The organism is Geodermatophilus sp. SYSU D00708 (genome assembly GCF_054050115.1).
Genome location: NZ_JBJGYS010000002.1, coordinates 38555 through 52195, shown reverse-complemented (window position 1 = coordinate 52195; position 13641 = coordinate 38555). Strand labels below are relative to the sequence as shown.

Sequence of the window (13641 nt, the reverse complement as noted above, 5' to 3'; positions counted from 1 at the left end):
GGCACCGATGCCGGACGTCGACCCCTCGCTGCGGCGGGACCTCACCCAGCTGGTGCTCGCCGACCTGCGTGCCGGGCGCCGGTCGCTGCGCCCGGCGGCGCAGGCGGCGCTGCTGATCCTCGCCGCAGAGCCGGCGACCCCGGCCGCGCCTCCCGTCGGGTCACCCGCACCGGGGACCCCGCGCCGCGCGCCGCGCCGACTGGCGGCCGCCGTCGCGGTCGCCGCCGCGGCGGCCGTGGTCGCCACCGGGGTGGCGCTCGCCGGGAGCGGGGACGCCGGGCCGTCCGCGCAGCCGGCCGGGACGACGGGTGCTGCCGCGCCGGGCACGACGGCGCCGACGTCCCCGCCAGCGACCCATGCCCCGGCCACGGCAGCGACCGACGCCGGCCTCCCGGTCCCGCCCGCCCCGGCCGCCGAGCCGGCCCCGCGGGTGGCGCCGGCGGCGGCCGGCTCCCCCGCTCCCCCGGCGGGCCGGAGCACCGGGTCCGCGACGCCCGGGACGGCGACCGCCCCCGGCCCCGCGACGCCCGGGCCGGCAGCCACCGGCGAGGAGACCCCGGCGGGCACGGCCACCCGGAACCCCGCCCCGACCGGGACGACCGCCGAGGAGGCGACGCCGATGGAGGAGACACCGGAGGAGACGTCGCCGGACGAGGCCGGCCCGACGACGCCGGCGCCGACTCCCCCGTCGACCCGGCCCACGCCGAGCGCCACCCCCGCCGAGCCGGGCACCGCGACGCCGGACGGTCCGACGGCGGACGACCCCGCCCCGACCTCCGCCGGCCACCACCGGAGGGGCCACGACCGTGGCTGAGGAGACCGCCCCCCGCGACTCGGCGTTCGAGCTGGGCACCGACGGCGCGCAGGTGGTTGTCGTCGGCTACGACGGCTCCCCGACGTCGCAGCGGGCCGGTGCCTACGCCGCCGGGCTGGCCCGCCGGGAGGGCGCCCGCCTGGTCGTCGTGCACGTCATGGCGCCGCCGGTGCTCGCGGTGCTGGTGCCCGACCAGCCCTGGCCGCTCGAGGAGGCCCTGACCGACCGCAGCGAGCACCTGCGCGGCCAGGTCGAGGAGAGCGCCGCGCACGCCGGGGTCCGCGCCGAGTTCCTGGCCGTCCGCGGCGACCCCGCCGCCGAGCTGACCCGGGTCGCCACCGACCTGCGGGCCGATGTCGTGGTGGTCGGGGCCTCGGCCCGCGCGGCGCACCGCCTGGCCGGCTCCGTGGGCAGCCGGCTGGTCCGCACCGGCCGCTGGCCGGTGGTCGTCGTCCCCTGACCGGGTCGGCGGCCGGCTCACCGCCCGGCAGGGAGCGGGGTCACCCCTCGACGAGGACGTCGTCGACGACCCCCGCGGCGCCACCGCCCCGGCGAGAGGGCTCGGCGGCGGCGAGGAGCAGCCCGCCCGGGAGGAACTCCACGCCGGTGGCCGCCCCGATCTCGGGCACCTCGGTGAAGGTGTGCCCCAGCGCCTCGAGCGGCGCCCGGGAGGCGGCGAGGAACGCCGGCTCGGCCTCCACCGCCGCGCCGTTGCGCGAGCTGGCCCGCGGCGCGGCGATCGCCTCGGCCAGGTCCATGCCGAGGTCGACGCGGTTGACCAGGGTCTGCAGGACGGTGGTGATGATCGTGGCGCCGCCGGGCGAGCCGAGGGCCATCAGCGGCTCGCCGTCCCGCAGCACGATCGTCGGCGCCATGCTGCTGCGCGGCCGCTTGCCCGGGCCGGGCAGGTTGGGCTCCGGCTGCGCCGGGTCGGCCGGCGCGAAGGTGAAGTCGGTGAGCTCGTTGTTGAGCAGGAACCCCCGGCCGGGGACGGTGATGCCGCTGCCGCCGGTCTGCTCGATGGTCAGCGTGTAGCTGGCCACGTTGCCCGCCGCGTCGGCGACGGTGAGGTGGGTGGTGGAGGGTCCCTCGGCGCCCGCGGCCACGGGCTCGCCCGCGGGTGCGGGGCAGGGGCCGTACTCGCCGTCCGGGCTGCCCGGGGCGACCGGCTTGGGCTGGGCCCGCCCGAGGTCGAGGGCGCAGGCCCGCTCGGCGGCGAAGCCGTCGGAGAGCAGCTCGTCGGTGGGCACCGCCACGACGGCGGGGTCCCCGATGGAGGCGTTGCGGTCGGCGAAGGCCAGGGCGGCCGCCTCCAGGTAGGCGTGCAGCGCGGTCTCCTCGGGCAGCGACGCCAGCGGGAGGGTCTCGAGCACGTTGAGCGCCTCGCCGACCGTCGTCCCGCCGCTGGACGGCGGCGCCATCCCGACGACCTCCAGCCCGCGGTACTCCAGGCGCGTCGGCGCGCGCACCGGGGCGACGTAGCCGGCGAGGTCGGCCGCCTCGAGCAGACCGCCGCGGACCGGCGCGGCGCCGGGCGCCTCGGGCGGGTCCTGCGCGGTCCGCACCACGTCGGCGGCCAGCTCGCCGTCGGCGAAGGCCGCCGCACCGTCCTCGGCGAGGAGCTCGTAGGTGGCGGCGAGGTCCGGGTTGCGGAACACCGACCCGACCTCCGGCAGCGCGCCGTCCGGCAGGAACAGCTCGGCGCTGGCGGCGAACCGGCGGAACTTCTCCTCGTTGTCCGCCGTCTGCTGCCGGAAGGTCTCGTCGACGACGAAGCCGTCGTCGGCCAGGGCGATCGGCCCCTCCAGCGCCTCGGCGAGGGAGAGCGTGCCGAACTCCGTCAGCGCCCGCTCCCAGGTCAGCGGCGTCCCGGGCGTGCCGACCGACAGCCCGCTCTGCACCGCGTCCTGCAGCGGCAGGGGCTGTCCGGCGTCGTCGAGGAAGGCGTCGGGGCCCATGGCCGCGGGCGCGGTCTCCCGTCCGTCGATCGAGGAGACCGTCCCGCTGGCGGCGTCGTAGTAGAGGAAGAACCCGCCTCCGCCGACGCCGGCCGAGTAGGGCTCGGTGACCCCGAGCGCGGCGGCCGCAGCCACCGCGGCGTCCGCGGCGTTGCCCCCGGCGGCCAGCACGTCGAGCCCGACCCGGGTCGCGTCGGGGTCGACCGTGGCCACCGCGCCGCCGGTCCCGATGGCCAGCGGGGCGCGCTCCGGGACCGGGGCGGCGGCGGCCGGCCCGCTCCCGACGAGGACGCCGGCGGCGAGGCACGGCAGGGCCAGCAGCGTGGTCGGCCGACGCGGCATGGGGACTCCTCGAGGGTCGGGTGCGGCGCGTCCGCCCCAGCCTGCTCCCCGCTCCGCAGATGCGCGCGCCGGCCGCCCGGACCTCGCCGGGCGCCCGGCCCGCGCCGGCCGCTCAGACCTGGAAGACCGCCCAGACGACGCAGAGCAGGAGCATCACCCAGCTGGTGATCCAGGCGGCGGCGGTGGTTCCCAGAGAGCGCATGTCAGACCATCCCGAAGTGTTCGCTGTGGACGCGGTCGGCGGGCACGGAGAGCTCGCCGAGCGAGGAGCGGACGGCTTGCACCATCTCCTCGCGTGCGCAGATGAAGTACTGCAGGTTGCGGAAGTGCGGCGGCAGGTGACGGGCCAGCACCTTGGCGTCGATGCGGCCGCGCTCGCCCGGCCAGGTGTCGGTGGGGCGGCTGATGACGTGCACCACCGTGAGGTTGAGCCGGCCCTGGAGCTTCTGCAGCTGCCGGATGCCGGTGATCTGGTCCTGGGTCCGGTTGCCGAGGAACAGCCAGATCGGCCGCTGGTCGCCCTGGTCGGCGAGCGTGGACAGCATGCTGAGGAACGGGGTCACGCCCACCCCCGCGGCCAGGAAGACGTAGCCCATGCCCGGGTGGCGCTCGAGGGTGAAGCCGCCGTGCGGGCCGTCGACGTAGACGGTGTCCCCGACCTTGAGCTTGCGGATCGACTGGGTGAACTCGCCGACCTGCTTGATCGTGAACTCCACCCGGGGACGCAGCGCGCTCGAGGAGATCGAGAACGGGTGGTAGGTCGGCCGGAAGGGCATCCGGCCGGGCATGATCCAGGCGAACTGCCCCGCCTGGAAGCTGAACGGGCGCCCGCTGTGCCGGCGCGCGGGCTCCAGGCCCACGGTGACGCTGCCGCCCGGCTCGGGCCACAGCTCGACCACCCGCCAGGGGCGCCGCCACAGCCGCAGCGGCTTGACCAGCCGCACCCACACCGCGAGCCACAGGAACGCCGCGGCGTACACGCCCCAGGCCACCCGGACCCACAGCTCGCTGAGGTAGTAGTCCACGAGGAAGGCGTGGCCGAGGCCGGCCAGCACGATCGTCACGCCGAGGACCGAGTGCAGCACGTGCCAGACGGGGTAGCTCAGCCGCAGCGCGCGCCGCCAGATCGAGGTCGCCATGAGCAGGGACAGGGCGGCCACCGAGATCCACGCGCACTTGGCCCGCATGGGCGCGTGGATCACGTCGAGCAGGACCCGGTAGCGCTCCTCGGCGAGGAACAGCAGCAGCGGGTGCCCGAAGGCCGTGGCGACGGCGAGGAACGAGATCTGCCGGTGGTAGCGCAGGACCCAGTCGATCCCCATCGGCGCCGTCGGCCGCGAGAAGCGGGCGGCGAGGGCGAACTGCAGGCCGAGGACCGACAGGGCGATGAAGCCCAGGGCCACCGAGAGGTTGACCGCGAAGCCGCGGCCCGCCCGGACCTCGGTGAACGACAGCGCGAGGGGTGCCACCGCGATCAGCACGTGCACGGCCAGCCAGAACACGGCCCGGCCCTCGGCCGACGGCGCGCGCCGGGACCGCGGGACGGCGGGGACGACCGCGGCGTGCTCGGCGGTGACCCGTTCCAGGACCGCCGTCACGGGCGGCCCGCCCGTCGCGTCGGGCAGCGGTCGCAGGGGTGGTGCATGAGGTGTTCTCCCGTGCGTCAACCGCGGGCGCCCCGGGTCACCGTCCGACCCGGGCGGCAGGCGCGTGCCGCGGACACTCCCCCGCCGGGCGTCCCGGGGCACGCGCGTGGGTGCCGGCCGGCGGCCGGCGGCGTGCACACAGGGGGTGTTCGGGTGGGGACGTTATGTGAACGTGACCGGGGGTCGTCAAGGCCGGGAGAGCGGTCTCGGGGAGCGTGCCTGGTCAGCGGCGCGTGCGGGTTCCGTCACAGGGCGCTACGACCGGCGTGCCGCGCCGTCGGCGTGTCGGGACCCGGCGGCCGGCCGGGGTGCCGTGGTGTCGACACGGGGTTCATCGACTTCTGCCAGCCGCGCGAGCCGCGTGTGGCGAGGTGCGGGCGAGGTGCGGGTGCGGCCCGGCCGTGGTGCGCTGGGGTCGCTGTGCCCCGCGCACGGCTCCTCCCCGCCGTGCGCGGTCCACCCCGGAAGGAGCCCAGGGATGAGCGGCAAGGAGATCTTCGTGGCCTTCGGCGTGGACGTCGACGCCGTCGGCGGCTGGCTGGGGTCGTACGGGGGCGCGGACTCCCCCTGTGACGTCTCCCGCGGCGTGTTCGCCGGCGAGGTCGGGGTGCCCCGTCTGCTGGACCTGTTCGCCCGCAACGGCCTGACCCAGACCTTCTTCTGGCCCGGACACTCGATCGAGACCTTCCCGGAGCAGTTCGACGCCTGCGTGGCGGCCGGGCACGAGATCGGCGTCCACGGCTACAGCCACGAGAACCCGATCGCGATGACGCGGGAGCAGGAGGCGGCGGTCCTCGACCGCTGCATCGAGCTGATCGAGCAGCGGGCCGGACGGCGGCCCACCGGCTACGTGGCCCCGTGGTGGGAGTTCAGCCCGGTCACCAACGAGCTGCTGCTGGAGCGCGGCATCGCCTACGACCACTCGCTCATGCACCGCGACTTCGAGCCGTACCGCGTCCGGGTCGGCGACCGCTGGACGACGATCGACTACTCGGCGCCCGCCGACACCTGGATGCAGCCCCTGGTCCGCGGGCAGGAGACCGAGCTGGTGGAGATCCCGGCGAACTGGTACCTCGACGACCTGCCGCCGATGATGTTCGTCAAGTCCAGCCCGAACAGCCACGGCTTCGTCAACCCGCGCGACATCGAGCAGATGTGGCTGGACCAGTTCGAGTGGGTGCACCGCGAGTACGACTACGCGGTGTTCACGATGACCGTCCACCCCGACGTGTCCGGCCGCCCCCAGGTGCTGCTGGCCCTGGAGCGGGTCATCGAGCAGGTCAACCGGCACGACGGCGTCCACTGGGCGACCTTCGACGAGATCGCCCGCGACTTCCGGGACCGCTCCCCCGCCCCGGCCTGACTCCCCGGCACGGGCGGTGCGGCGGGTCGGCCATGATCGGCGGCATGCCGCACCCCTCGGAACCGCTGGCGAAGCTGGGCTTCCTCACCATCGGCACGTTCGACGGCGCCGACCCCGGCCCCGGGCACGAGACGACGCTGCGGGTCATCGAGCTCGGCGAGCGGCTCGGCTTCGACAGCGCCTGGGTGCGCAACCGGCACCTGCAGTACGGCATCTCCTCGCCGGTCGCCGTCCTGGCCGCGGCCACCCAGCGCACCCGGCGGATCGAGCTGGGCACCGCGGTCATCCCCCTGGCGTGGGAGAACCCGCTGCGACTGGCCGAGGACCTCGCCACCGTCGACGTCCTCTCCGGGGGCCGGCTCAACCCGGGCGTGAGCGTCGGCCCGCCGATGCACTGGGACGACGTCCGCGACGCGCTCTACCCCGACACCGCCGACGCCGAGGACTTCTCCTACGAGCGGGTGTCCCGGCTGCTGCGGCTGGTCGGGGGCGAGCGGGCGAGCACCTTCGCCGGCCGCGAGGGCGTGGTCGAGGAGTTCTCCGACCGGGTGCAGCCGCACTCGCCCGGGCTGCGGTCGCGCATGTGGTACGGCGGCGGCAGCCTGGGCTCGGCGCGTTGGGCCGGCGAGCAGGGCATGAACCTCCTGACCTCCAGCGTGGTCAAGGCCGAGGACGGGTCGGTCGACTTCGTCGCGATCCAGGCCGCGCAGATCCGCGCCTTCCGGGCGGCGCACCCCGCCGGGCGGGTGTCGCAGGGCCTGGTGGTCATCCCCACCGACGGCGCCACCGCCGCCCAGCGGGAGCGGTACGCCGCCTACGTCGCGGCCCGTACCCCGCGGACGGCGACCCCGCAGGGACCGGCCCGGCTGCTGTTCGCCCGCGACCTGCTGGGCACCGCCGAGCAGATCGCCGAGCAGCTGTACGCGCACGCCGGCTTCCGGGAGGTCACCGAGGTGGTATTCGCGCTGCCGTTCAGCTTCGCCGACGAGGACTACGAGCAGATCCTCACCGACATCGCCACCCGCCTGGGCCCCGCGCTGGGCTGGCGACCGGCCACTCCCTAGTCGGGGTCGGGGCCGGCGGCCACCGGCACGTCGAGCCCGACCTCCCCGGCGGTCTCGAAGGTGAAGGTGACCCGCACGGTGTCGGTCGGCGCGATCGGCCCGGTCACGCCCTCGAGCTGCATCCGCACCGCGCCGCTGACCGCCTCCACCTGGCCGCCGGCCGGCAGCTCGATCCCCCCGGCGCTGGCCTGACCGGACTCGTCGAGCAGTGCGACCGACTCCGCGGCCGGGGTCGCCACCCCGACCAGCCGGTCGGCCTCCTCGGCGTCGTTGGTGAGCACCCCGCGCAGCGGCACGGAGTCCCCCGCCGCGACGGTGTCCTCGGCCTCGAGGAAGACGTCGTCCACGGAGATCGCCCCGACGGTCCCGTCGGCGCCGGAGGTGTCGGGGGTCTCCTGGACGGTCTCGGCGTCGTTCCCGGCGTCGCACCCGGCGAGCACCAGCACACCGGCGGCGCCGGCCACGGCCCAGCAGGTGGCACGGGACGGTCGAGGCTGTCGCACGGGGCTCTCCCTCCGCGGCGGTCGGGCGTTCGGCGCGGACCCTCCCGCCTCCGGGCCCGGGGCGCCAGGGGCGGCGGTCCCTCGGACGACGGCCTCTGGTCCCGCGCCCGGCTCTCCCGGCACGATCGGGGCCCGGCGAGGGGGCGGTGGTGCTGTGAGCATCGAGCTGGAGCTCATCCCGGTGCTGACCGGCCGGCGGGTCGTCGTCGCCTGGATGCTCGGCGCGTTCCTGGTGACCTTCCTGGCCACCCGGTTCGTCACGCGCGCCATCCGCACCGGCCGCGGCCCGTTCCGGGACGCCAGCGTCGGCGGCGTCCACGTGCACCACGAGGTGTACGGGATCTTCCTGCTGCTCGGCACCGGCCTGGTCGAGCTGACCTACCGGCCCGACGGCGCCTGGCAGGACCTGCTCGCCGTCCTGTTCGGGGTCGGCGCGGCGCTCACCCTCGACGAGTTCGCGCTCTGGCTGCACCTGGAGGACGTCTACTGGACGCAGGAGGGGCGCAGCTCCATCGACGCCGTCCTCATCGCCGTGGTCGTGGGCGTGCTGCTGCTGGTCGGCGCCAACCCGTTCGACGCCCAGCAGCTGCCCGGGGAGCTGCCGCTCGCGCTCACGGTCGCGGTCAACCTCGCCTTCGCCCTCGTCGCGATCCTCAAGGGGCGGGCGGTGCTGGGTGTCGTGGGGGTGTTCGTCCCGCTCGTGGCGGCGGTGGCCGCGGTGCGGCTGGCCCGGCCGCACTCCTTCTGGGGTCGCCGGTGGTACCGGGCCGGGTCGTCCCGGCAGCGGCGAGCGGAGGCCCGGTTCCCGCCGGGACGGCGCACCCGCTGGGACGCGCTGGTCGACCTGTTCGCCGACGTGCCGCACGCGCACCGGGGCGGGGCGGTGGTCGGCGCACCGCACGCGGAGCGATGAGCGTCCACCCCCAGCGCAGCGACCCACCGGCACCCCCCGCCGGCCGGGCCGCCCGCACGCAGGCGAGGCTCGCCTCCCCCGGGCGCGTCCGGACCATGGCGGGATGGTCAGCGAGGCCGACGTCGCCGGCCGCCGCGCCGACCAGCGCGCGCACCGCCTGGCGAAGCTGCAGGCGCTGCAGGCGCGCGGCGTGGCGGCCTACCCCTACCGCTATCCCACCGACGCCACGGCCGCGGGCATCCGCGCGGCCCACCCGGGCCTCGGCCCGGACGTCCGGACGACCGACCGGGTGCGGGTCGCGGGCCGGGTCGAGCTGATCCGCCGGCAGGGCTGGCTCAGCTTCGCCACGCTGCGCGACCGCACCGGCGCCGTCCAGCTGTTCGCCGACAGCTCGGTGCTCGGCGCCGGCCGGCACACCGAGTTCGACGACGTCGACCGCGGCGACTGGATCGGGGTCGAGGGCACGGTCATGACCACCCGGCGCGGCGAGCTGTCGGTGTGCGTGGAGGACTTCGCCGTCCTCGGCAAGGCGCTGCTGGAGCCGCCGGACAAGCACCGCGGCCTGCCCGACGTCGAGACCCGCTACCGGCAGCGGTACGCCGACCTGGAGGTCAACGAGCGCACCCGGGCGGTCTTCCGGATCCGGCACGCGGCGGTGCGCGCGATCCGCCGGCACCTGGAGGACCGCGGCTTCACCGAGGTCGAGGGCCCGGTGCTCCAGACCATCCAGGGCGGCGCGAGCGCGCGACCGTTCGTCACCCACCACAACGCCCTCGACCTCGACCTCTACCTGAGGATCGCCCTCGAACTGCACCTCAAGCGGCTCATCGTGGGCGGGCTGGAGCGGGTGTTCGAGATCGGCCGGGTCTTCCGCAACGAGGGCATCGACACCCGGCACAACCCCGAGTTCACGATGCTGGAGGCCTACCAGGCCTTCGCCGACTACAGCGACATGATGGACCTGACCGAGGGCCTGGTCACCGCCGCGGCGCGGGCCGCCCTCGGCGACGACCTCACCGTGCACTTCGCCGGGCACGCCATCGACCTGGCCGCGACGCCGTGGCCGCGCACGCGGTTCGCGGACATGATCGCCGAGGCCACCGGCGCGACCATGCACCCCGGGATGCCGGTCGAGGAGGCCCGCGCGGTGCTCGACCGGCTGGGCCTGCCCTACGAGCGCAGCTGGGGCCCCGGGCGGCTGATGAAGGAGGTCTACGACGAGCGGGTGCAGCACGCCGTCGTCGGGCCGGTGTTCTGCGTGGACTACCCGCGGGAGGTGTCGCCGCTCGCGCGGGTGCACCGCGACGACCCGGCCTACGTGGAGCGCTTCGAGCTGATCGTCGCCGGCTTCGAGCTGTGCAACGCCTACTCCGAGCAGAACGACCCGGTCGCGCAGCTGGCCGCGTTCGAGGCCGAGGCACGCGCGAAGGCGCACGGCGACCCCGAGGCCGGCGACGTCGACACCGACTACGTGCGCGCGCTGGAGAACGGGATGCCGTGCACCGGCGGGCTGGGCATCGGCATCGACCGGCTGGTGATGCTGCTGGCCAGCGTCGACTCCATCCGCGAGGTCATCCTCTTCCCCACCCTCCGGCCCGAGACCCCCGCCGCCCCGGGCACCGGTCCGGACGGCGCCGTGCGGCCGCTGGTGGCCCCCACCCCGATCCCCGCCGGCGGCGCAGCCGGGCCGGGCTCCCCGGACGGCGGACCGGGCGACGGCTCGGGGGACGGCTCGGGGGACGGCTCGGTCGTGGCGCTGCCGGGGATGGCGCCGTCGGCGCACGCGGTGCCGGCACCCCCGCCGCCGGTCTCGCCGCACCCGGTCGCGGTGCGGCTGGTCGCCGCGCTGACCGCGCTGTCCGGCGTCCTGCAGCTGCTGACCGCGCTGCCGGTGCTGCACGACCGGCTGGGGCTGCCCGCGGCGGTCGACCCGCTGTGGGTGCCGGTCACCGGCTGGGTCGGGTCGGTGGTGGTCGGCATGCTGCTCCTGCTGCTGGCCGGCCAGCTGGCCCGCCGCAAGGTGCTGGCCTGGCGGGTGGCGGTCGGGCTGTTCGGACTGGGCGCGGTCCTGCACGTCGTCAAGGGCCCGCACCCGGTCGCGGTGACGGTCTGCGCCGTCCTGCTCGGGGTGCTGATCGCGTACCGGACGGCGTTCCGCGCGCCGGCCGACCCGCCGTCCCTGCTGCGGCTGGCCCGGGTCGTGCCGCTGTACCTGGCCGGCGTGCTGCTGTTCGGCCTGTCCTCCCTGTGGGCCGAACGGGCCCGCGTCGAACCGGACCTGCCCCTCGGCGGGGCGCTGCAGACGGTGTTCGCCGGGCTGGTCGGGCTCGACGGCCCCTACACCTACGCCTCGCCGATCTTCGCCGCCGCCTTCCCCGCGGCCCTGCTCGCCCTCGGCGTCACCGGGCTGGTCGTGGCCGCCGTGCTGCTGTTCCGGCCGCTGGCCGCCCGCCGGCCGCACACCGAGGACGACTGGGCGCACGCCGAGCGGCTGGTGCACACCTACGGCTGGGACACCCTGGCCTACTTCGCGCTGCGCGACGACAAGAGCTTCTTCTTCTCCAGCGACGGCGAGGCCTTCCTCGCCTACACCTACCTCGACGGCTACGCGCTGGTCTCCGGCGACCCCGTCGGCGCGCGGGAGTCGGTGGTGCGGGTCCTCGACGAGTTCCTCGCGACCTGCGACGAGCGCGCCTGGACGCCGGCCCTGCTCGCGGTGCGGGAGGCGAGCATGCCGCTGTACGCCTCCCGCGGGTTCACCGCGTTCTACCTGGGCGACGAAGCGGTCATCGACTGCCGCCGGTTCACCGTGGAGGGCCCGGCGAAGAAGGGGCTGCGGGCCGCCGTCCGGCGGGTGGGGCGCACGCACCGGTTCCGGCTCGTCGCCGAGGCCGACGCGCCGCCGGCGCTGGTCGACCAGCTCAACGCGATCAGCGCCCGCTGGCGCGGCAAGTCCCCCGAGCGCGGGTTCACCATGTCGCTGTCCCAGGACGTCCGCGGCGCCGGCGCCGACCCGGGCTTCCTGCTCTGCGTCGCGCTGGACGCCGAGGGCCGGCCCGGCGGGTTCCTGCGCCTGGTGCCCGCCTACGGCCCGTCGTTCGGCTACACCCTCGACCTGATGCGCCACGACCCGGACGCGCCCAACGGGATGACCGAGTTCCTCATCGCGTCGGCCGCGAGCGCGCTGGGCGCCCGCGGCGTGGCCCGGCTGTCGATGAACTTCGCGATGTGGGGGCGGCTGTTCGCCGACGACGTCCCGTTCACCCCGGCCCAGCGCGCGGCCCGCTGGGCGGTCGGCCTGCTCAACCCGTTCTTCCAGATCCGCTCGCTGCGCGACTTCAACGCCCGCTTCGACCCCGAGTGGCTGCCGCGCGTGCTGGCCTACCGCCGCCGGTCGGACCTGCCGCGGGTGGGGCTGCGCTACGCCGGCGCGGAGGGGTTCCTGGCCGTGCCGGGGATCGGCGAGCTGCTCGTGCCGAAGGCGGTCGGGGGCGTGCGCTCCCCGTCGGCGCCGGAGGAGCGGGCCGCCGCGTGACCGAGCCCGCGAGGTCGCGCAGTGGACGCGGCGGAAGCCGGGTGGGGCGTCAGGCCGCCGCGCCGGCCGGTACCGCCCGCGCGGCCGACCGGGCCAGCGCCGCGGTGGCGACGGTCATGACCACGACGAGCACCGCGACCAGCGCCTCCTCCGCCCCGTCGGCGCGCAGCCGCTCCCCCAGCACGACGACGCCGATCACGGCGGCCACCACCGGCTCGCCGACGGTCACCGCCGGCAGCGACGCCCCCAGGGCACCGGCCTGGAAGGCCGCCTGCTGCGCCAGCGTGCCGCCGGCGAGGGTCGCGGCGAGCAGCCAGGTCTCCCAGCTGGTCACCAGGGCGCCCAGGCCGTCGTCGAGCAGGCTGACCACGCCCTTGGTGAGCGTCGCCGCGACGCCGTAGGCCACCCCGGCGGTCACCGCCAGCAGGAGCGCCCGCGCCGTCCCCCGGCGGACCGCCGCGCCCAGCAGGCACCCGGCGGCCACGAGGGCGAGCACGGTCCCGGCGGGCAGCCACGGCCGCCAGCCGGCCCGGTCGGCCCCGGCGGTCGGCTCGCCGGCCACGACGAACGCGGCCAGCGCCAGGACGAGCAGCAGCGCCCACGCCCAGTCGGCCCGGCTCAGCCGGCGCCCGGCCCACCGGGCGCCGAGCGGGAGGGCGAACAGCACCGTGGTGACCAGCAGCGGCTGCACCAGCAGCAGCGACCCCAGGCCCAGGGCCGTCGCCTGGGCGGCGTACCCGGCGGTGTCGCTCAGCGTCCCGGCCCACCACTGCGGACGGCGGACCAGCGACCGCACCAGCCGCAGGCCACCGGCCTGGTCGTCGGGGACGGCCGACGCCGATCGCTGCTGCACGACCGAGGCGACGGCGAACAGGACGGCGGCGACCAGCGCGAGCGCCGCGGCGAGGCCGTCCACCGCGCCATGATGCTCGCGCCCGCCCCGGTCCGGGGACCTCCCGCGGCCGCCCCCACTCCCCCTCGACTGGAGGTCGAGACGCTGTGGACGCCTATCGCCCGGAGGCCTGGTCGGACTTCGCCGTCGCCACGGTCGGCGCCTGCGCCGCGCTCGCCGGCCTGATCTTCGTGGCCGTCTCGCTCAACCTCGCGCGCATCCTCGAGTTCCGCCACCTCCCGGGCCGCGCCGCGCAGACCCTCGGCCTGCTCGTCGCCCTCCTGGCGGCCGGCGTGCTGGTGCTCGCCCCGGGACAGCCCGAGGCGGTGCTCGCCGCCGAGATCGGCGGGTCCGGGCTGCTGCTGGCCGCCGGCGCGCTGCCGCCCCTGCTGCGCGGCCGCCCGGACCCGGCGACCCCTGTGCTCCGGCTGGTCACCTCGGCGGTCGTCGTGCTGCTGCCCGCCGCGGCGCTCGTCGCGTGCGGCGCCACCCTGCTCGCGGGCAGCGGGGGCGGGCTGTACTGGCTGGCCGCCGCGGTGGTCCTCGGGATGGCGGGCGCGACCGGCAACGCGTGGGTGCTGCTCGTGGAGATCAACCGCTGATCTGCCCGC

The 13641-nt window shown here is 76.4% G+C and carries 11 protein-coding genes; 7 read left to right on the top strand and 4 right to left on the bottom strand.

The window, feature by feature from the left end:
- Nucleotides 1-7: 7 nt before the first annotated feature.
- Both ACI79D_RS02120 and ACI79D_RS02115 read left to right on the top strand, forming a co-directional pair.
- The gene (locus ACI79D_RS02120) at nucleotides 8-814 is read left to right on the top strand and encodes a hypothetical protein (protein ID WP_456916644.1); all 807 of its coding nucleotides are present in this window, start codon (nucleotides 8-10) and stop codon (nucleotides 812-814) included.
- A complete protein-coding gene (locus ACI79D_RS02115; protein ID WP_456916643.1) occupies nucleotides 807-1274 on the top strand; it encodes a universal stress protein in 468 nt (155 codons plus the stop codon). The genes ACI79D_RS02120 and ACI79D_RS02115 overlap by 8 nt, the downstream gene beginning before the upstream one ends.
- 40 nt (nucleotides 1275-1314) lie before the next feature.
- Here the strand turns inward: ACI79D_RS02115 and ggt are convergent, their stop codons facing one another.
- Together ggt and ACI79D_RS02105 are read right to left on the bottom strand one after the other, a co-directional pair.
- Nucleotides 1315-3114 (bottom strand): gamma-glutamyltransferase, encoded by a 1800-nt coding sequence (gene ggt / locus ACI79D_RS02110; RefSeq protein ID WP_456916642.1) that lies wholly within the window; start codon nucleotides 3112-3114, stop codon nucleotides 1315-1317.
- Nucleotides 3115-3317: 203 nt separating this feature from the next.
- The gene (locus ACI79D_RS02105; RefSeq protein WP_456916641.1) at nucleotides 3318-4712 is read right to left on the bottom strand and encodes a ferredoxin reductase family protein; all 1395 of its coding nucleotides are present in this window, start codon (nucleotides 4710-4712) and stop codon (nucleotides 3318-3320) included.
- 526 nt (nucleotides 4713-5238) lie between these two features.
- Between ACI79D_RS02105 and ACI79D_RS02100 the strand changes: the two genes are divergently transcribed.
- Nucleotides 5239-6123 carry a polysaccharide deacetylase family protein gene (locus ACI79D_RS02100; protein WP_456916640.1) on the top strand — a complete coding sequence of 295 codons (885 nt, stop codon included), beginning with the start codon at nucleotides 5239-5241 and terminating at the stop codon, nucleotides 6121-6123.
- Between the two features lie 44 nt (nucleotides 6124-6167).
- On the top strand, nucleotides 6168-7187 hold the full coding sequence (locus tag ACI79D_RS02095) for an LLM class flavin-dependent oxidoreductase (RefSeq protein ID WP_456916639.1): 1020 nt from the start codon (nucleotides 6168-6170) through the stop codon (nucleotides 7185-7187).
- Here the strand turns inward: ACI79D_RS02095 and ACI79D_RS02090 are convergent.
- The gene (locus tag ACI79D_RS02090) at nucleotides 7184-7690 is read right to left on the bottom strand and encodes a copper chaperone PCu(A)C (RefSeq protein WP_456916638.1); all 507 of its coding nucleotides are present in this window, start codon (nucleotides 7688-7690) and stop codon (nucleotides 7184-7186) included. The two genes, ACI79D_RS02095 and ACI79D_RS02090, sit on opposite strands and share 4 nt — an antisense overlap.
- 154 nt (nucleotides 7691-7844) lie before the next feature.
- Between ACI79D_RS02090 and ACI79D_RS02085 the strand changes: the two genes are divergently transcribed.
- Both ACI79D_RS02085 and lysS read left to right on the top strand, forming a co-directional pair.
- A complete protein-coding gene (locus ACI79D_RS02085; protein WP_456916637.1) occupies nucleotides 7845-8603 on the top strand; it encodes a hypothetical protein in 759 nt (252 codons plus the stop codon).
- Between the two features lie 103 nt (nucleotides 8604-8706).
- Nucleotides 8707-12138: a lysine--tRNA ligase gene (lysS, locus tag ACI79D_RS02080; protein ID WP_456916636.1), complete on the top strand. Its 3432-nt coding sequence runs from the start codon at nucleotides 8707-8709 to the stop codon at nucleotides 12136-12138.
- Between the two features lie 49 nt (nucleotides 12139-12187).
- On the opposite strand, the gene ACI79D_RS02075 is transcribed toward lysS, so the two are convergent.
- On the bottom strand, nucleotides 12188-13054 hold the full coding sequence (locus ACI79D_RS02075; RefSeq protein ID WP_456916635.1) for a DMT family transporter: 867 nt from the start codon (nucleotides 13052-13054) through the stop codon (nucleotides 12188-12190).
- A gap of 83 nt (nucleotides 13055-13137) precedes the next feature.
- Between ACI79D_RS02075 and ACI79D_RS02070 the strand changes: the two genes are divergently transcribed.
- Nucleotides 13138-13632 carry a hypothetical protein gene (locus tag ACI79D_RS02070; protein WP_456916634.1) on the top strand — a complete coding sequence of 165 codons (495 nt, stop codon included), beginning with the start codon at nucleotides 13138-13140 and terminating at the stop codon, nucleotides 13630-13632.
- Nucleotides 13633-13641: the final 9 nt, after the last annotated feature.

What these genes read in the sequence shown, in the direction of transcription:
- ACI79D_RS02120 (WP_456916644.1), top strand. Translation starts at nt 8, where the DNA reads ATGCCGGACGTCGACCCCTCGCTGCGGCGGGACCTCACCCAGCTGGTG.
- ggt (WP_456916642.1), bottom strand. Translation starts at nt 3,114, where the DNA reads ATGCCGCGTCGGCCGACCACGCTGCTGGCCCTGCCGTGCCTCGCCGCC.
- ACI79D_RS02100 (WP_456916640.1), top strand. Translation starts at nt 5,239, where the DNA reads ATGAGCGGCAAGGAGATCTTCGTGGCCTTCGGCGTGGACGTCGACGCC.
- ACI79D_RS02095 (WP_456916639.1), top strand. Translation starts at nt 6,168, where the DNA reads ATGCCGCACCCCTCGGAACCGCTGGCGAAGCTGGGCTTCCTCACCATC.
- lysS (WP_456916636.1), top strand. Translation starts at nt 8,707, where the DNA reads ATGGTCAGCGAGGCCGACGTCGCCGGCCGCCGCGCCGACCAGCGCGCG.